Origin of the sequence: Aurantimonas sp. DM33-3, assembly GCF_014334315.1 — a bacterium.
Lineage (GTDB): Bacteria > Pseudomonadota > Alphaproteobacteria > Rhizobiales > Rhizobiaceae > Aurantimonas > Aurantimonas coralicida.
On record NZ_JACSGS010000023.1, the window covers coordinates 1 to 17,670 of the forward strand.

At 67.2% G+C, this 17,670-nt stretch carries 14 protein-coding genes and 1 pseudogene; 8 read left to right on the forward strand and 7 right to left on the reverse strand.

The window, feature by feature from the left end; genetic code table 11:
- From H9Q09_RS20705 to H9Q09_RS20725, 6 genes and pseudogenes are all read right to left on the reverse strand, one after another.
- Positions 1 to 590, reverse strand: a pseudogene (locus H9Q09_RS20705) (hypothetical protein); the annotation flags it as partial.
- 36 nt (positions 591 to 626) lie between these two features.
- A complete protein-coding gene (locus H9Q09_RS20710) occupies positions 627 to 1,712 on the reverse strand; it encodes a carotenoid 1,2-hydratase (RefSeq protein ID WP_187392626.1) in 1,086 nt (361 codons plus the stop codon).
- Positions 1,712 to 4,147, reverse strand: coding sequence for an FtsX-like permease family protein (locus H9Q09_RS20715; protein ID WP_246716260.1), 2,436 nt, complete (start codon positions 4,145 to 4,147; stop codon positions 1,712 to 1,714). The genes H9Q09_RS20710 and H9Q09_RS20715 overlap by 1 nt, the downstream gene beginning before the upstream one ends.
- Before the next feature lie 85 nt (positions 4,148 to 4,232).
- Positions 4,233 to 4,898, reverse strand: a complete 666-nt coding sequence (locus tag H9Q09_RS20720) for an ABC transporter ATP-binding protein (RefSeq protein WP_246716261.1) — start codon at positions 4,896 to 4,898, stop codon at positions 4,233 to 4,235.
- 537 nt (positions 4,899 to 5,435) lie between these two features.
- A complete protein-coding gene (locus tag H9Q09_RS22720; protein ID WP_281414931.1) occupies positions 5,436 to 5,567 on the reverse strand; it encodes a hypothetical protein in 132 nt (43 codons plus the stop codon).
- A 37-nt stretch (positions 5,568 to 5,604) separates the two neighbouring features.
- Positions 5,605 to 6,321, reverse strand: a complete 717-nt coding sequence (locus H9Q09_RS20725; protein WP_187392629.1) for an FCD domain-containing protein — start codon at positions 6,319 to 6,321, stop codon at positions 5,605 to 5,607.
- A gap of 107 nt (positions 6,322 to 6,428) precedes the next feature.
- Between H9Q09_RS20725 and H9Q09_RS20730 the strand changes: the two genes are divergently transcribed.
- A complete protein-coding gene (locus H9Q09_RS20730) occupies positions 6,429 to 7,115 on the forward strand; it encodes a fumarylacetoacetate hydrolase family protein (RefSeq protein ID WP_187392630.1) in 687 nt (228 codons plus the stop codon).
- Positions 7,116 to 7,122: 7 nt separating this feature from the next.
- Here the strand turns inward: H9Q09_RS20730 and H9Q09_RS20735 are convergent, their stop codons facing one another.
- The gene (locus tag H9Q09_RS20735; protein WP_024349188.1) at positions 7,123 to 7,803 is read right to left on the reverse strand and encodes a FadR/GntR family transcriptional regulator; all 681 of its coding nucleotides are present in this window, start codon (positions 7,801 to 7,803) and stop codon (positions 7,123 to 7,125) included.
- Positions 7,804 to 8,041: 238 nt separating this feature from the next.
- On the opposite strand from H9Q09_RS20735, the gene H9Q09_RS20740 reads away from it, so the two are divergent.
- The 7 genes from H9Q09_RS20740 (at position 8,042) to H9Q09_RS20770 (ending at position 17,652) form a co-directional block, all read left to right on the forward strand.
- Entirely contained in the window at positions 8,042 to 8,974 is a 933-nt protein-coding gene (locus H9Q09_RS20740; RefSeq protein WP_187392631.1) for a fumarylacetoacetate hydrolase family protein, read from the forward strand.
- Positions 8,975 to 9,036: 62 nt separating this feature from the next.
- Positions 9,037 to 10,065: an ABC transporter substrate-binding protein gene (locus tag H9Q09_RS20745; protein ID WP_187392632.1), complete on the forward strand. Its 1,029-nt coding sequence runs from the start codon at positions 9,037 to 9,039 to the stop codon at positions 10,063 to 10,065.
- A complete protein-coding gene (locus tag H9Q09_RS20750) occupies positions 10,065 to 10,874 on the forward strand; it encodes an ABC transporter ATP-binding protein (protein WP_024349185.1) in 810 nt (269 codons plus the stop codon). Before H9Q09_RS20745 ends, H9Q09_RS20750 begins: the two co-directional genes overlap by 1 nt.
- Positions 10,871 to 11,740 carry an ABC transporter permease gene (locus H9Q09_RS20755; RefSeq protein WP_187392633.1) on the forward strand — a complete coding sequence of 290 codons (870 nt, stop codon included), beginning with the start codon at positions 10,871 to 10,873 and terminating at the stop codon, positions 11,738 to 11,740. Before H9Q09_RS20750 ends, H9Q09_RS20755 begins: the two co-directional genes overlap by 4 nt.
- Positions 11,741 to 11,743: 3 nt before the next feature.
- Positions 11,744 to 12,790 carry an Ldh family oxidoreductase gene (locus H9Q09_RS20760; RefSeq protein WP_187392634.1) on the forward strand — a complete coding sequence of 349 codons (1,047 nt, stop codon included), beginning with the start codon at positions 11,744 to 11,746 and terminating at the stop codon, positions 12,788 to 12,790.
- A 157-nt stretch (positions 12,791 to 12,947) separates the two neighbouring features.
- Positions 12,948 to 16,307 carry a DEAD/DEAH box helicase gene (locus H9Q09_RS20765; RefSeq protein WP_187392635.1) on the forward strand — a complete coding sequence of 1,120 codons (3,360 nt, stop codon included), beginning with the start codon at positions 12,948 to 12,950 and terminating at the stop codon, positions 16,305 to 16,307.
- Between the two features lie 121 nt (positions 16,308 to 16,428).
- Positions 16,429 to 17,652, forward strand: a complete 1,224-nt coding sequence (locus H9Q09_RS20770; protein WP_187392636.1) for an MFS transporter — start codon at positions 16,429 to 16,431, stop codon at positions 17,650 to 17,652.
- Positions 17,653 to 17,670: the final 18 nt, after the last annotated feature.

Consider the following 17,670-nt stretch of genomic DNA (forward strand, 5'->3'; position numbering starts at 1 on the left):
ATCGACCTGCCGCAGCTTCGCGACGATCTCTTCAGGCTTGTGCTTCTTCTGCGGCATGCTCTCGTCCTCCAATGGCTGAAAAACCATACTTCAGGGAGGACCACTTCAGTGGGGGCAGACCAATCGATGCCGACATACAGATGCAGCTTGCCTTCCGCCGTCTGCACGTCGGCAATGTCAATGTGGAAGAAGCCGATCGGGTAGGCCTTGAACTTCTTCTTTGCCGGCTTGTCACCTTCGACATCGGGAAGGCGGGAGATGCAGTTGCGCTGAAGGCAACGGTGAAGCGATGAGCGGGTCAGGTGGGGGATCGTCGCCTGCAAGGCGTAGAGGCAGTCGTCGAGCGGCAACAAGGTGTGTCTGCGGAAGGCGACGATGATTGCCTCTTCCTCGGGTGTCAGAACGCTGGATCTCGGGGCCTTAGGTCCGGTCGGCAGGTCGGCGACCGAGGTCCGCTGCTTCCATTTCGCGACGGTCTTCTGGTTGATTCCGTAGCGCTGCGCCAGAGCCCTCAGGCTCTCTTGACTATGCTGTATCGCTCGACGGACCGCCTCTGTCGTCGTGGCGCATCCATGAAGAACTTGGACCATAGCGCATCCTTCCATCCCTGCGAAAAGACTGCACCATCAAAACCCGGGATCAAACAACAACGACAACGGCGAAGTATATCCGGTAAGCTCAAGGTAGCCTTTCCCGCCGGGTGTGCGGACGGCGCCCTCCCAGTAGACCGGCAGGCCGGTGGCGCGGCCATCGAGTTCCTGGTCCTCGAACAGCGGCGACAACTGGAAGCTGCGCTCGCCCTCCGGCAGACGCAGCGTCAGGATCTGTTCGACGGGATAGAGCGCATCGGTGCGGGGCGAGCGCCAGCGCCGGACGGCGGTGAAGGTCACGTCGCCGGGCGCCAAGCGGGTAACGCTGCCGTCCGGACGGCGCAGCGAGCCCCCGGCCCAGACCGTCCGGTTGTCGCGATCGCGGATGCGGAAGGCGACCAGCGCGCCGCCGTCGTCGAGATTGAGGCCGACCCATTCCCAGCCGACCGCCCCGGGCGAAAGGAAGTTGGGGGACCACTCGCGATCGAGCCATGCCGTGCCGGTAACGCTCAATGCCGCTCCCTCGCGCGTCAACGTCCCGGCGACTTCCAAATGAGGCATGGAGTAATAGTGGCTGGCATCGTCGGGGTCCGGCCCCTTGCGGCTGTAGCCCTTGTCCCCTTGCAGGAAGATCTCCTGCGTCGGGGTAAGCGTCAAAGCGAGAGCGAAGTCGGGCGTCGACACCTCGGTGGTGAAGCGCCCGTCCGGTTCGCGTTCAAGGCTCCAGTCGCGCAAGACGACGGCGGCATCACCGGTGGGCGCCTCGGCGATGCCAAAACCGGCGCGCGCGGCCAGCTCTCCGTGCAGGAGATGGCCAACATCCGGGTCCGACAGGGCGGCATGGGCGAACAGCACCTGGGCGGGCGCGAAACGGCTGGGATTGGCCGGATCAACCTCTGGCCGGCTGCGGAAGAACGTCACCTGGAAGCCGAGTTCGCGTCCCTCTTCGGTGGTCAGCCAGCCGGTGACGTACCACCATTCGAGGCGGAAGTCCGGATGCGCGCCGTGATCGCCCGGGAAGGCAAGGGCGACGCCGGGCTGCACCCGGGCGAATTGGCTGTCGGCCCGGACCGCCACCGTGGCGCCGAGGAGGAGCGCGAGGATCGCGGCGAGCCAGCGCATCACCAGTCCTCCCGGACGGCGAGCACAGCGTCCGTTGCGGTCGCCCGCCGCCCCGCCAGGATGGCGGTGACGGACGCGGCAAAGACGAGTGCGGCGAAGACGGCGACGATCGTGCCGACCGGCACGATCGTCGCCATCGTCCAGTTGAACGATTGCGGGTTGATGACGTGGATCAGAATTTGGCTGAGCGCGCCTCCGAGCAACACGCCGGCGACGCCGCCGATGGTACCGAGCAACGCGCCTTCGATACCCAGCATCGCCATGATCTGCCGTTTCTCCAGGCCGAGATGGGCCAACATGCCGAACTCACGGACCCTTCCGATTGTCTGCGAGGACATCGTCGCGGCCACACCCGCGAGGCCGACGAGGATCGCCACCGCCTGAAGCACATAGGTGACGGCGAAGCTGCGGTCGAACAGCTCCAGCGCGAAGCGGCGTAGCGTCGCGGGCTGGGCGATCGAGACCGAGGATCGCAGCTCGGCGGGAAGTGCGTCGACAAGCGCGCGGCCGACAGTGTCCGGGTCGGCTCCGGGATCGATCGTCACGGCCGCCTCGTCGCGTTCCGTGTCGCCGGTGAGGCTGGTATAATTCTCGCCGTGGATCACGAGCGCGCCCTGCTGGCGGGAATAGTCACGCCAGATCCCGGAAACCGTGAACGCTTCTCCATCGCCGATGGGCAGGTCTACCGTATCGCCGACGCGCCAGCCGTAGATGCGGGCAGCCGGCTCGGACACCCACACCGGGATCGATCCCGGAAGCTGCGCCGGGGCTTCCTCAAGCAGGACGAGCGACCCCTCCGGGCTCTGCCCGTCGACGGAACGAGCGATCAGGGCGACGGGCGGCTGATCGGGTGAGAGCGTCAGCGGGATCTGGCGGCTGAAAGCAAGGCCGGCGACGCCCGGCACGCCTGCCAGCCGGACCTGAAGCGCAGGATCGAAGCCAGCGCTGCCCTCGGCGCGCAGATAGAGATCGGACGACAGCACCTCGACCAGCCAATCGTCCACCGCCCCCCGGAAGCTCGTGACCATCGTTGCCATCGCGATCACCAGCGCGGTGCTGGCGACGATGCCGCAGAGCGCCGTCGCCGCCTCGGCAGGGGCGCCGTGCACATGGCGGACACTGAGAAGGAACGGCACGCTGGTGGTCCGGCGCACGGCCAGCGGGGCCAAGAGCCGGCGCGCCAGCCAAGGCACGCCCGCGACGCCGCCAGCCAGAAGCAGCGCGATGCCAATGAAGCCGAATATCGGCAGGCCGCCGGCGGGCGGCAGCAGGGCCGACAGCGCACCGGCAGCGATCAGCACGAGCGCCGGCAGGAACGGCACGTCCGAGCGCGGGTCGAGCATGTCGCCGCTGTTCTTCAGCGCGGGGGCGGGCGCTGCCTGCGAAGCGGCACGGGCGGGCAGTATGCTGCCGAGCATGGCGGCGGCAATGCCGAGCGCGAAGAACACGGTGGCAGCAAGCGGCTGGAAGACGATGCGCACATCGCCGTCCCGGAAGTAGCCCGCGCCGAGATCGCCGCCGAACCAGCGCAGCGTGAAGGTGGCAAGTGCTGCCCCGAGGCCAAGGCCGAGCAGCGCGCCGACGATGCCGATCGCAAGGCCTTCCAGCGCCACCACCGCGACGATGCCGCGGCGGGGCAGGCCGAGTGTGCGCACCAGCGCAAAGGCGCGAAGCCGCCGCGCCACCGACAGCGACTGCGCCGAGAAGACGAGAAAGCCGCCGGTGACGAGCGCCACCAGGGCCAGCATGTCGAGATTGACGCGGTAGGCGCGCGACAGGGCGCTTCCCTGGGTGAGTTCGGTCTCGTCGCTTCCCAGGACGACATCGCCCGGCAGCCATTGCGAAAGGGATCGCTCGGCCGCCCCCCGGTCAGCGAGGCTGAGATCGACACGGTCGAGGCTACCGAGCCTGTCGAAACGCCATTGCGCGGCGGCGATGTCCATGACGGCGATCGCCTGCCCGTCCGCGACGGCGGGCAGAATCCCGGCGATGACCAATTCCACTGAGCGGCCGTTGGCGCTGACGGCCAGCATATCCCCGACCGCGCGGCCGGTCACATCCAGCACGGCGCGCGAGACGAACAGGGCGCGCTCGTCGAAGACATTGGCACTGCCGGTGTCGGGTCCGCCCGATTGCTGGCCGACGAGGCTCGGCGTCACGGCGGCTGCGCGGAGAATGTCGAGCCCGAGCAGCGTCAAGCGCGCTTCGCCAGCTTGCACCTCGAGCGCAACGACGGGGCTTGCATCCCGGACACCGACGGTATCGAGGATCCGCGGATAGAGCATCTCGTCGAAGCCAAGTGGGCTTGCCGCGCGCACCTGTAGGTCGGCCGCGCCGTTGACGCTGCGCACGGCGCCGTCGAAGGAGGCGAGCGCCGATCCGTTGATCAGGTGGATCGCAAAGCCGAGCGCGACCCCGACGGCGATGGCGATCATCGTGCCGAGGAAGCGCGCCGGATGGGCGCGCGCTTCGCCGAGGATGAGCCATCTGAGCGCCAGGCGGGCGGAGACAAGATCCGTGCTAGTCGTCATGGCGTTCCACGAGCCCTTCGGCGGTCAGCGTCAGGACGCGATCGGCGATCCGGGCAGTGGTCCGGGAATGGGTGACGATAACCCCAGCCGCGCCGCCCTGCCGCACGGCGTTCGCGAAGAGCGCGAGCACCTTGCCAGCCGTATCGGGATCGAGATTGCCAGTCGGCTCGTCTGCAAGGATCAGCGCCGGCCGATGCACCAACGCACGCGCGATCGCGACCCGCTGCATCTCTCCGCCGGAGAGGTCGCGCGCATAGCCATCGCCGCGCTCGCCGAGGCCGACCGCGTCGAGCATCTCGTCGGCGCGTGCGTCGATCGTCGCGGCGTCGGCGGAAACGAGGGCCAGCGGCAAGGCGACGTTCTGGCGCAGCGTCAGATAGGGAAGGATATGGAAGGCCTGGAACACGAAGCCCATGCGCTCGCGCCGCAACCGCGTCCGCTGCGTCTCGTCGAGCGCGCACAGCGCCACGCCCTCGATCGAAACTTCCCCTACATCGCTGCCGTCGAGTCCGGCGATGATGTTCAGCAGCGTCGACTTGCCAACGCCGGACTCGCCCACAATCGCCACCAGCTCTCCCGCCGCGACGGCAAGGTCGAGATCGGCGAAGAGACGCCGCCGGCCCGGCACCGACTTGGCGAGGGCGCGGACCGTCAAGGTGGTTGCAGGATCGTTCAAGAAGGGGTCTTTCGTGGAAGCAAACCAAGCGGGATCAGGATCGATGCTACAGGACGTTGCCTCGCGTTCCCAACTCGCAGCCAGCTCGCTCGAGGATGACTGCATTTAGATCCTCCAGAAAGCACTCGCTATGGCGATAACGGACGCAGGCATCGCCGAGCTTTGTGGTGGATCGACTGCGCGAGGAGCGGGCCGTCGGTCACCGAGGTGGCGATCAGCCGCAGGGCTGACGAGTGACGTGCCCTCACTCAGGAAGCTTCGGGCCGCCCAAGACCTGCGCCGGAAAAAATTTCCACGCTGCCAGCGACCACCAGCGTTGGACCGTCGTTGCGTCGGGAGAATCAGCGCAACGGCAAACGGCGTTTGAGGAAGTAATAGGGGCGTTTAGCCCTTTCGGTATCGATGGCAGTTGGATCACCACCCGTTTGAGCCTGCCCCGATCCGCGGTCGACGACATGGCAGTGGATCCCAACCGACTGACTGGATAATTGCGTCAAAGCTGATGACCCAGCCAACTCAGGACACCGCATCCGGTTCGGGCCGTCGACGCAGATGCGGCTTCGACTGGAAGGCCCAGCCGTCCTCGTAGCGATCGGTCAGATCACTGACGCGGCGTTCGGCGCCGTCACGGTCGAAGCCGAGTTTCACCAGACGTCAGCTCCCGGGCTGCGCCGGCCCCGATCGGCTAGCGCAGCAGGCGGTCTTCGACGGAGCGCAGATGCGTCCGCATGGCGTTCTGGGCGGCGTCGGGGCTGCGCTGGGCGATGGCGTCGACGACGCGGTCGTGTTCGGCAAAGCTGCCGTGCTCGGCCGGCGGGCGCGGGCCCTCGCGCACCACGCGGCCCCAGGAGACCATGCGCCGCAGGGTGTTCAACTGGTCGAACAGCGCCAGAAGCGTGGTCGAGCCGCTGGCCTCGGCGATCTGGCGGTGGAACTCATTGTCCAGCGCCTCGTATTCCCGCCATGTCGCGGCCTGCCGCGTGCGGTCCGTCGTCAGTTGCAGCCGGCCGATCGCCGAGGCCGAGGCATGCAGCGCCGCGTCGCGGGCGATCGCCGGCTCCAGCGCCGCCCTGGCGCGCATCACGTCGGCGGGGCTGACCTTGCGGGCCAGCTGGTCGAAGGGGCCGGCGGAATCATCGGGCTCCTGATCGGTCAGGAAGGTGCCCTTGCCGACATGCCGCCACAGCCGGTTTTCCTGCTCCAGCACGCCCAGCGCCTGGCGCAGATCGCTGCGCTTCAGTCCGAGTTCGACGCACAGGACCCGTTCGGGCGGCAGGCGCTGGCCCGGCTGCAGTCCGCGGTCGGCGATGAAGGCGCGCAATTGCGCCAGTGCCGACTGGCCCGACAATTGCGCATCCGGGGCATCCGCACGCTGTGACGGCGGGCTGGAATCGTCGAGCATGGCCAAAACGGTCTCTATTGGTTCGCTAAACGCGGATTGATTTCGATTGATTAGCCGGGTGGAATCTGGGATGCAAGGACATCGTTGCTTCAAGGAGAGCCGTCTTCATGCCGAACTACGCGATCAATCCGCCCCCGGTCGTCACCCTTCCGATCGAAGGGTCGGACGCGGAGTTCCCCGTTCGCCGCGTCTATTGCATCGGCCGCAACTACGCCGCCCATGCCATCGAGATGGGGCATGATCCGGACCGGGAGCCGCCGTTCTTCTTCCAGAAGAACCCGAACAATCTGACGGTCGGCGACAGTTTCCCGTATCCGCCCAAGTCCGAGGACGTGCACCACGAGATCGAGATGGTCGTGGCACTGAAGTCTGGCGGCGTGAACATCCCGGTGGATGCCGCGCTCGATCACGTCTGGGGCTATGGCGTGGGCCTCGACATGACGCGGCGCGACCTGCAGGGCGAGGCCAAGAAAATGGGCCGCCCCTGGGAAATCGGCAAGGCGTTCGAGGCCTCGGCCCCGGTCAGCGCACTGCGCCCGGTGTCGGAGGTCGGGCATCCTGCGTCCGGCCTGGTCGAGCTCAAGGTGAATGGCGAGGCAAAGCAGACCGGGGACCTGAACCAGATGATCTGGAAGGTGCCCGAGATGATCTCCTACCTGTCGGATTATTTCGAGCTCGCGGCCGGCGACGTCATCATGACCGGCACGCCCTCGGGCGTCGGCGCCGTGGTCAAGGGCGACGTCATGGAATGCCATGTCGCCGGCGTTGGCGACCTGAAAGTCACCGTCGTCTGAGCCTGTCTCAGACCGGCTGTCGGCCCGAAATGGCCGGCAGCACCCGGTCGCGCACGGAATCGAGATGGGCGCGCATGCACTGCGCGGCGCCATTGGCATCCCGGGCCTCGATAGCCGCGCAAATTGCGTCGTGTTCCGGGAAACTCTTGTGGTCGCGGGACGGCAGGCTGGTCGTGCGCGGCTGTCCCCACACCGTCGACCGCCGCACCACGTTCAACATGTCGAACAGGTGGATGAGCAGCTTGTTGTGGGTCGCCTTGGCGACGGCGTGGTGGAGCTTGTTGTCCCACGCCTCGTAGCTGCGCCAGTCCGACGCTGTACGACAGCGGACCCGGCAGGCATCGATTTCCTCGAAATCCGACCGCGTTCCGTGGACCGCCGCGAGCCGCGCCAGTTCCGGCTCGACCGCAAGGCGTGCGGCGATCACCTGGGCCGGGCTCGCCAGTTCGCCCAGATAGGCCATGTCGGCGAGGTTCAGGACGGAGCGCGCGCCGATGAAGGTGCCGCGGCCGACATGCCGCCAGATCAGGCCATCACTTTCCAACTCGGCCAGGGCCTTGCGCAACTCGCCGCGCGTGACGCCGAACTCCCGGCTCAGCTCGCGCTCCGGTGGCAGCCGTTCGTTGTGACGGAAGCGCCGCTCGGCGATGTACTGCTTGATCTGCTCGGCCAGGGACACGGTGATCATGGCGCGATGCTAGACCAATTGTCGCATTGGTTAAATGCGAAAACTATCCGGCGCCAGAAAACCTGCTAGCATCGCTTCGTCAAGTCAGACGCCCGCCGGGCCGGTCAACAGGGTCCGACACACTGTAATTGCTGTGTATTCGCCGTGACATGGCGCCTTTTCATCCGGTGGTCGCCTGTCCGGCAACGTGACATCGCCAACTGCCTGTACGCCTTCAAAACGATGGACATCTGAACCAATGCGCCTTGCTACGATCAAGCTCTCTTCGGGACCGGCCTGCGCGGTGGAGATGCCCGCCGGGGGGTATCTGCCGGTGGCGGCCGCCGCCGCGGCGACGGGATCGAGCGAGCCGGCGCTGCTGGACGGACGCCTCCAGGCGCTGATCGAGGGCGGGGATGCGGCGCTGGCGGCCCTCGCCCAGCTGGTTTCCGCAGCCGAGGCCGGCGAGGCGGCGCTTGCGGCCCTGATCGTTGCGCCGGGCGATGCGGACCTGCTCGCGCCGCTGCCGCGTCCGGAAAAGAACGTCTTCTGTGTCGGGCGCAATTACGCCGAGCACATCGCCGAGGGCGCGCGGGCGCAGAACGCCGTCGTGAACGTCACCGAGGTACCGGTCTTCTTCACCAAGCCGAGGACGGCGGTGATCGGGGAGGGCGCGACCATTCCGCTGTTTCCCCATGTCTCGACCCATATCGACTACGAGGTCGAGCTTGCGGTCATCATCGGCAAGGCGGGCCGTGACATCGCCAGGGACGACGCCTACGCGCACGTCTTCGGCTACACCATCCTCAACGACGTCACCGCGCGCGACGTGCAGCGCCGACATGGCGGGCAGTACTTCAAGGGGAAGGGACTCGACGGGTCCTGCCCGATGGGGCCGGTGGTGGTGACGAAGGAGGAACTTCCCGACCCGCAGAACACCGGCCTGCGGCTGTTCGTGAATGGCGAGCGCCGCCAGAACAGCACGACGGCGCAGATGATCTTCGACATTCCCGCGCTGATCGCGTCCCTCTCGGAAGGGCTGACGCTGGAGCCGGGCGATGTCCTGGCGACTGGCACGCCGTCGGGCGTCGGCTATGCCATGGAGCCGCCCCGCTTCCTGACGGATGGCGACGAGGTGGTCTGCGAAATCGATGGAATTGGGCGTCTGACCAACACGGTCCGCCCTGCATGAACCAACCGGCCGACAGAGCTGGAGGTAGGAGACTGCGCATCTAACATTCTGGGAGGAATGACATGCTGAACAGACGAATCTTCACAGCGCTCTTGGCCGGGGCCATGGCGGCGACACCGCTGGCCATGGCAGGGCCCGCATCCGCACAGGACATGACGAAGGTCACCTTCGTCCAGCCCAGCCCCTCCGCCATCAATTCGTTCAACGTGTTCGTCGCCATCGGCGAGGGATATTTCGCGGAGGAAGGCCTCGACGTCTCGGTCGAGGCGATCAACGGCTCCGGCGCCGTCCTGCAGGCCCTGTCCTCGGGCCAGGCCCAGTTCGGCCGGCCGGGTCCGGGACCGGTCCTCGCCGCCCGCAGCCGCGGCGTCGACGTGGTGTTCATCTACAATTTCGCCGCCCGCTCCAATTTCGGCATCGTCGTGCCGGAAGCCAGCGAGATCCAGGCGCCCGAAGAGCTGAAGGGCAAGGTCGTCGGCACCGGCACCGCGGATGGGGCCGAGGTCGGATTTGCCCGCAACGTACTGTCGGGCTCGGGCCTGACCGAAGGCACCGACTATACCTTCCTGACCGTCGGCGATGGCGGACCGGCCGTCGCGGCCTTTTCGCAGGATGCCATCGCGGCCTATTCGTCCTCGACCGCGGATGCCGCGATCCTGAACCAGCGCGGGCAGGCGGTGCGCGACATCACCCCGCCGGAATACGCGCGCTTCTTCGGCAACGGCTTCGCCACGACAGGCGAGTTGATCCGCGACGATCCGGAGCTCGTCGAGAAGTTCGTGCGGGCGATCCACAAGGGGCATGTCTTCGCGGTCGACGATGCCAACCGCGACAAGGTGCTGGAGCACATGGCGGCCGGCAATCCGCAGGAGAGCGAGGATCGCGACTTCGCCGCGGCCCTGTTCGATGCGGTGCGCAGCAAGACCGTCCCGGTCGACCAGTCCAAGGGCCTCGGCTACCAGCCGCCCGAAGTCTGGGAAGAATGGCAGGAGGTCCAGGTCACCGGTGGTGAAATGGCCGAGCCGCTGGCCGACCTGACCGAAGCGTACACCAATGACTTCACGATGAAGGTCAACGGGAGCGCACAGTAATGCAGGCTGCCGCAACCCTGATCGAGCCGACGGAGAGCCATAGCGAGCTCGTCTATCAGCTCCGAAACGTGGGCAAGACCTACGCCCGCAATGCGATCACGGCACTGGAAGGGGTCAATCTGACCCTGACCCGGGGCAGCTTCTCGGCCGTGATCGGGTCCAGTGGTTGCGGCAAGTCGACCTTGCTGAAGATCATGTCGGGATTGATCCCGCCATCCACGGGGCGGGTGGTTCTCCAGGACCGCCCCGTGACCGGCCCGCGCCGCGACATCGGCATGATGTTCCAGCAGGCGACCCTGTTTCCCTGGCGCACCACGCTGCAGAACATCGTGTTGCCGATCGAGATCCGCGACGGACGGGCGGCCGCCAAGGCTGCGCAGGAGCCGGCCCGCGAACTCTTGGAGCTCGTCGGCCTGAAGGGGTTCGAGAATTCCTATCCCGGCGATCTGTCCGGCGGCATGGCGCAGCGCGCCTCGATCTGCCGGATGCTGATCACCGAGCCGGCCGTGTTGCTGCTCGACGAGCCGTTCAGTGCGCTGGACGAACTCACCCGCGACTTCATGAACATGGAACTGCAGCGCATCTGCATGTCGCGCAACGCGACCGCCTTCCTGGTCACCCACTCGATCCAGGAAGCGGTGATCCTGTCGGACGTGGTCTATGTGATGAAGCCGCGCCCCGGCCGGATTGCCGAAGTGGTCGAGATCGACCTGCCCCGTCCCCGCACGCTCGACATGATGACGACGCCGAAATTCGGCGAGATCGTCGAACATATCCGGAGCCGTCTGGACAAGGAGGCATTCATATGACGGGTCTCGAACGGATCGCCGATCGGGCGCCGACGGCGGAAGACGATACGGTCTGGACGGTCCATGTCGGCTGGCTGGACAGCGTGCCGCGCAGCATCCAGATGCTGTTCGTGTTCGGGGTCTTCGTGCTGGTCTGGGACCTCATCACCCGTTTCGGCCTCGTCAGCCCGATCATCCTGCCGACGCCCGGCGAGACGCTGGCCGACATGATCTTCGTCGGCAAGAACATCCTGACCGGCGGCTACATGCTGCCGGCGCTCTGGATCACGCTGAAGGAGGTGTTCTACGGCTTCCTTCTCGCCATCGCGATCGGCTTCAGCCTCGGCGTGATCGTTGGCGAGACGGCTTTCGGGGAACGGGCGATCATGCCCTATCTCGTGGCCATCGACACGATGCCCAAGGTCGCCTTCGCGCCGCTCTTCGTCGCCTGGCTTGGCTTCGACATCGACAGCAAGGTGGCGCTGGGCGCCTTCATCGCGACCTTCCCCATCGTGGTGGGGACCGCGGCCGGGCTGCATGCCGCCGACACCAACAGCCGCAACCTGTTCAAGACGATGGGCGCCACACGCTGGCAGGCGCTGACCAAGATGAAGCTGCCGATGGCGCTGCCGCAGATCTTCACCGGTCTGAAGATCGGCTCGGTCGGCGTGATGGCGGGGGCGATCACCGTCGAGTTTCTCGGCGGCGGCAAGGGGTTCGGCGAGCTGATCCGCATTGCGGCCAGCCAGTTGAACACGCCGCGGGTGTTCTCGCTGATCTTCTACCTGTCCTTCGTGGGGCTCGGCCTCTTCGCCTTCGTGTCCTGGGTCCAGCGCCGCTTCGTGTTCTGGCACAAGGAACGGGTCTCGACCGTCACGGAGGGCTAGGGTGTGACCGGGGCACCTGTTTCGGGGGCGACGCTGGCGGATTTCGCCGCCCGCGCCTTCACCAGCCTCCGGGTTCCCGAAGCGGATGCCCGGGCGGTGGCCGACCTGATGGTCGAGGCGGACCTTCTCGGCTACGACACCCATGGCCTGTTCCGCCTGCGCCAATATGTGAACCGCCTGGGGGACGGCGGCTGCAACCCGGCGGCTGCGCCGCATGTCCTGCGCGAGAGCGTCGCCACGGCGCTGATCGATGGTGACAACGGCCTCGGCCAGCTGGCGATGGCGCAGGCCTGCGACATGGCGATTACCAAGGCGAGTCAGGCGGGGATCGGCTGGGTGGGCGTGCGCGGCGGCAACCATGCCGGGCCCGCCGCCCTCTATGTCCGGCCTCAGGCCAAGGCCGGGATGATCGGCATCTGCGCCGCCGTCGGCAGCGCCAATCACGTCGCGCCCTATGGCGGCACCGACCTGCTTCTCGGCACGAACCCCATCGCCTGCGCCACGCCGGGCGGGGCGGACCCCTTCGTTCTGGACATGGCGACCACCGTCGCCGCGATGGGCAAGATCAAGACCCTGGCCCAGAAGGGCGAGCCGATGCCCGAGGGCTGGATGGTCGGCCGCGACGGCAAGCCGCTGACCGACCCGAACCGGAAGGACGAGGGGTTCCTCCTGCCGATCGGCGGGCCTAAGGGCTACGGTCTCGCCATGGTCATCGGGCTTCTGGCGGGCGTCCTGAACGGCGCCGCCTTCGGGTCCGACGTGGTGGATTTCACCAAGGACACCGAGAGCCCGACCAATACGGGCCAGTTCGTCGCCGCCATCGACATCGCGGCCTTCGGCGACCTCGGCGACTTCACCGCGACGGCAAACCGCGTCTTTGCCGAGATGCGCGCCTCCACGCCGCTGCCGGGCTATCCGGCGGTCCGCGTGCCCGGCGACGGACGCGAGGCGGCGCGCACGCAGCGCGTCGCCGAAGGCATCGCCCTGCACCCGGCGCTGCGGGCCGAGCTCGATCGCATCGCGCAGGATCTGGCCATCGCCCCGCTCTGAGGGCGGTTGGTCCGGCTCGCAACCTGCGTTCCCACGAATGTGCCAACTGCCAATCGATCGACACGCCGTTCGCGCGGTGCGCCATTCGGAGCAATATGTCGCGGATCGTTTTGCCCTCCCGCCCGTTCGATGGTGCGGATTTTTCAAAGGGCGGGACATGCATCATTCGACGACGAGCCAGGATCGCAGGAGCGGGAACAAACGGGTCTTCCCGCTGCATCCCATCGGGGTCGTCGCCGCCATGATCGCAAGGCGGGTCTCGGACGACCGGCGTCCGCTGATCTACATCGCCGAGACCGGCCGGCGCCGGCACGATATCTTCGCGCTGGCCAGCATCCTCGCGGGCCCCGGCTCGGTCTGCGAGCTCGACGCGCCGGACGGGTTTCCCGGCGACGGCCTGCCGGTGACGGTGGCGACCGCCGGCAACAGGATGGCGATGCTGCGCTGGCTTCTCGACGAGGAGAAGCGTCCCTCCGTCCTGATCACCACCCCGGCGGCGCTGATCCGCAAGGTCCCGCCGAAATCGGTCTGGGAGGGGCTGCATCTGGAAATCCGGGTCGGCGAGACGCTCGACCAGACCGCCCTGCAGGCGAAGCTGCAGCATCTCGGCTACTGGCTTGACGACCGGGTCGATGAGCCGGGCGAGGCGGCGTTTCGCGGCAAGGTGCTGGAGATCTTCCCTGCCGCGGCGCCGCGGCCGTGCCGGATCGAGCATGAGGACGGGGTGGTGACCGCGATCCGCTCCTATGATCCGGTCAGCCAGCGCTCCGTCACCGAAACCGACTGCCTCATCGTCGATCCGGCCAGCGAGATCGTCGGAGCCGACGATGGCGCCACGGGCCGGCAGGAGATCGATGGCGAAACGCTTCAGACCGGCGCGCCCGACAGCGAACGGTTCCTCTGCCGCCAATACGAACAGGCCGAGACGGTCTTCGACTATCTGCAGGATGCGGACATGGTGCTGGAGACCGGCGCCGAGATCCGCGCCGACGAGGTCTTCGATGCCCTGCAGCGGATCGATGCGGACGATCCGCACCGGCACGCCGTTCACGCCGATCACCTGGACCGCGAGACCTGGGACACGCTCGTCGCGGAGCGGGTGACGGCGCTCGTCGACGATTTGGAAGCCGACTATTCCGTGCCGGTCTTCGCGACGGAGCGGCAGCCCTACAAGGCGCTGGCCTCCTTCGTGGAGCCGCTGCGCGACGACGGCTACCGCATCGTCCTGGCGGGGCCCGACGGCCGCGTCATGCGATCGGCAGCCCGCAAGGCCGGCACGGCGCTTGACGGCACGTTCGAGCCGGCCGCGGACTGGGATGCGATCTGCAACGCCGCGCCGTCGTCGCTGCTGCTCTTCGACGCACCGATCACGGAAGGGTTCGTCACCGCCGAAAGCGGTGTCGCCGTCATCAGCCTCCGCAACCTCGAAGGCCAGAAGGCGGCTGCCGCGGTTGCCGGCCCGTCGGACGGGTTCGCGCCGCAGGTCGATACCTTCCTGACCGGCGACCGGGTCGTCCATATCGAACACGGGGTCGCGGTTCTCGACGGCCTCGTGCCGATCGATCCGAACGGCAATGGCGGTGACCCCGAAGGCGAGGCCCTGAGCCTGCGCTATCGCAATGACGAGACGCTGCTGGTGCCGATGTCCGACATCGGCGCGGTCTGGCGCTATGGCGGTGCCTCCACCGACGTGACGCTCGACGATCTGAAGGGCCGGACATGGCAGAAGCGCCGTGACGAGATCTTCGGGGCGATTTCGGTGACCGCCGACCGCATGGTCGAACGGCTCAAGGAGAAGGCCGAGGCGAAGGCGCCGAAGATCGTGCCGGACCGGGTCTCCTTCGAGCGGTTCTGCGCGCGCTTCGCCTATGAGCTGACGGCGGACCAGAACAATGCGTGCCTGGACGTTCTCGACGATCTGGCGTCCGGCCGTCCGATGGAGCGCCTGGTCTGCGGCGATGTCGGCTACGGCAAGACGGAGGTGGCGCTGCGCGCCGCCGCCGCCGCGGTCTTCTCCGGCAGGCAGGTTGCGGTGATCGCGCCGACGACGGTTCTGGCCCAGCAGCATTTTCGCGAGTTTTCGGCCCGCTTCGGCGCTCAGGGCGTCGAGATCGTCCGGCTGTCGCGCCTTGTCGGCAAGGACGAAGCGGATGCCGCCAGGGCGGCCATGAAGGACGGGACCGCGAAGATTATCGTCGGGACCCACGCCATCCTCTCAGGCGATCTGGCCTTCGACGATCTGGCGCTGGTGATCATCGACGAGGAACAGCGCTTCGGCAGCGAGCAGAAGGCCGCGATGCGCACGCTGGCCGAAGGCGTCCATATTCTCACGATGACGGCGACACCCATCCCGCGCACCCTCCAGTCCGGTTTCGTCGGGCTGAGCGATCTCAGCATCATCGCGACCCCGCCCAACCGGCGAAGCCCGGTGAAGACGCGGGTCGGGCCGTTCGACGACGCCCCGGTCCGCGACGCCCTGGCGGCGGAGCGTGCGCGCGGCGGGCAGAGCTTCGTCGTCTGCCCGCGCATCGAGGATCTCGAGCCGATGGCGGCGAAGCTGCAGGAACTCGTGCCGGAGCAGACGACGGTCACGCTGCACGGCAAGATGAAGCCCGACGAGGTGGAGGACGCGATGCTGGCCTTCGCCCATGGCGAGCACGACGTTCTCCTGGCGACCGCCATCGTGGAAAGCGGGCTCGATGTCGCCAACGCCAACACCATGGTGGTGTGCCATGCCGACCGCTTCGGTCTGGCCGAACTGCACCAGTTGCGCGGCCGGGTCGGCCGGGGCGCGCGCCGCGGCCACGTCCTTTTGACCACCGAAGCGGACAGGGAGCTCGGGGAGCACGCCCGAAGCCGGCTCGAGGCGCTGGAGGAATTCAGCACGCTCGGTGCAGGCTTCGACATCGCCGCGCGCGACCTCGATCTGCGCGGGACGGGCGAACTCCTGGGCGACGAGCAGGCCGGCCATGTCCAGACGATCGGCATCGGGCTGTATCGCAAGATCCTGGAACGCGCCGTCGCTTTGGCGCAGGGCCAGCCGGAGCCGGACGATGTCCGCCCGGTGATCGCCCTTGGGCTGCCGGCGACGATCCCGTCCGACTACGTTCCCGAACCGGATATGCGGATCGAGCTGGCGCTGCTGCTCGAACGGGTCTCGGATGCCGCGACCCTCGACGCGTCGCGGGTGGAGATCGAGGACCGGTTCGGGCCGATGCCGGCAACGCTCCTGACCCATTTCGGGCTGGCCGAACTCCGGCTTCGCTGCCGCGCGGCCGGGGTCGCGAAGCTCGATCACGGCCCGAAGGCGACGGCCTTGAGCTTCACGCCGGCAATGTCCGCAGTGCTGCAGGAGGCCGGGATCGAAGACCGGCTCGACGATGCCAAATGGTCGAAGAGCCGGCTGATCTTCCCGGCGCCCGAGGACGGCGAGACGGACCCGCTGGCGCACGCGAACGAACTGCTGGATCGCTTGGCAGCCGTGATGCCGGCGGCAGAGGAATCGGACGAAGCGTAAGCCGGGCCCGGGATTTCTCACCACCGACGATATTCAGGGGAGCATACGATCTGATACTGTCTGCCGCCGCCGTTTGCTGTAATCGTTGCGGCCTGCGTCGGCGAATGACGGATTGCCCGAGATGAACACCGCTCCAGCCATGTCCCTGAAGCCCCGGACCTACACGGGCGTCCTGGTCGTTCTGGGTGTCGCGCATCTCCTCAACGACCTCATGCAGTCGCTGATCCCGGCCATCTATCCGATCATCCAGCGCAGCTACGGGCTGGATTTCTGGCAGATCGGCATGATCACGCTGACCTTCCAGATCGCCGGCTCGCTGCTGCAGCCGCTGGTCGGCTTCTATACGGACCGGCGCCCGGCGCCCTATTCGCCGGTCATGGGGATGATGTTCACCCTGTCGGGCCTGCTCGGCCTCGCCTTTGCGACGAGCTACGGCGCCATCCTCTTCGCCGTGGCGCTGATCGGCATCGGCTCCTCGATCTTCCATCCCGAAGCCACCCGCATGGCGCGCTATGCGGCCGGCGGACGGCAGGGGCTGGCGCAGGGCATCTTCCAGGTCGGCGGTCAGGCGGGCGGTGCGCTCGGCCCGGTCTTCGCCGCGCTGATCATCGTGCCCTTGGGACAGCCGAGCCTTGCCTGGTTCACCGCCGCGGCGCTGGCGGCCATGCTGCTCCTGACCTGGATCGGCCGGCAGCAGGCGGCGATCAGCCGGCATTTCTCCGAACTGCGCGCGTCGCTGGCCGGCCAGCATGCCGACCTGCCGCGGCATGGCACGGCGACGATCGCCATCGGCCTGACGGTGCTGACGCTGCTGATGTTCTCCAAGAACGCCTATGCCGAGAGTTTCCGGTCGTTCTACACCTTCTACCTGATCGAGCGGTTCGGCCTGTCGATCCCGCAGTCGCAGATGATGCTGTTCATCTTCCTGATCTCGGCCGCCGCCGGCGCGCTGATCGGCGGGATCGTCGGCGACCGCATCGGCCGCTACCGGATCATCTGGATCTCGGTGCTCGGGCCGCTGCCGCTGACCCTTCTTCTGCCCTATGCCGATCTGTTCTGGACGGGCGTCCTGACGATCGCGATCAACCTCGTCATGGCCAGCGCCTTCGCCTCGATCCTGATCTACGCCATGGAGTTGCTGCCGAACCGGATCGGCCTCATCGGCGGCCTGTTCTATGGCCTGAACTTCGGCCTGGGCGGCATCGCTGCGGCGATCCTCGGCGGCCTTGCCGACAGCTACGGCATCGAGACCGTCTACCGCATCTGCTCGTTCCTGCCGCTGGCGGGGCTCCTGGCCTGGTTCCTGCCAAGGCTCGACACCGACCGGTATCGACCGGCGGGCTGAGGCTGGCCATCGCCGCAT

Bases quoted from the DNA above. Each gene is read 5' to 3' on its own strand.
- H9Q09_RS20710 (WP_187392626.1), bottom strand. From the start codon at position 1,712: ATGCGCTGGCTCGCCGCGATCCTCGCGCTCCTCCTCGGCGCCACGGTG.
- H9Q09_RS20715 (WP_246716260.1), bottom strand. From the start codon at position 4,147: ATGATCGCCATCGCCGTCGGGGTCGCGCTCGGCTTTGCGATCCACCTG.
- H9Q09_RS20725 (WP_187392629.1), bottom strand. From the start codon at position 6,321: ATGCTCGACGATTCCAGCCCGCCGTCACAGCGTGCGGATGCCCCGGAT.
- H9Q09_RS20730 (WP_187392630.1), top strand. From the start codon at position 6,429: ATGCCGAACTACGCGATCAATCCGCCCCCGGTCGTCACCCTTCCGATC.
- H9Q09_RS20735 (WP_024349188.1), bottom strand. From the start codon at position 7,803: ATGATCACCGTGTCCCTGGCCGAGCAGATCAAGCAGTACATCGCCGAG.
- H9Q09_RS20740 (WP_187392631.1), top strand. From the start codon at position 8,042: ATGCGCCTTGCTACGATCAAGCTCTCTTCGGGACCGGCCTGCGCGGTG.
- H9Q09_RS20745 (WP_187392632.1), top strand. From the start codon at position 9,037: ATGCTGAACAGACGAATCTTCACAGCGCTCTTGGCCGGGGCCATGGCG.
- H9Q09_RS20750 (WP_024349185.1), top strand. From the start codon at position 10,065: ATGCAGGCTGCCGCAACCCTGATCGAGCCGACGGAGAGCCATAGCGAG.
- H9Q09_RS20755 (WP_187392633.1), top strand. From the start codon at position 10,871: ATGACGGGTCTCGAACGGATCGCCGATCGGGCGCCGACGGCGGAAGAC.
- H9Q09_RS20765 (WP_187392635.1), top strand. From the start codon at position 12,948: ATGCATCATTCGACGACGAGCCAGGATCGCAGGAGCGGGAACAAACGG.
- H9Q09_RS20770 (WP_187392636.1), top strand. From the start codon at position 16,429: ATGAACACCGCTCCAGCCATGTCCCTGAAGCCCCGGACCTACACGGGC.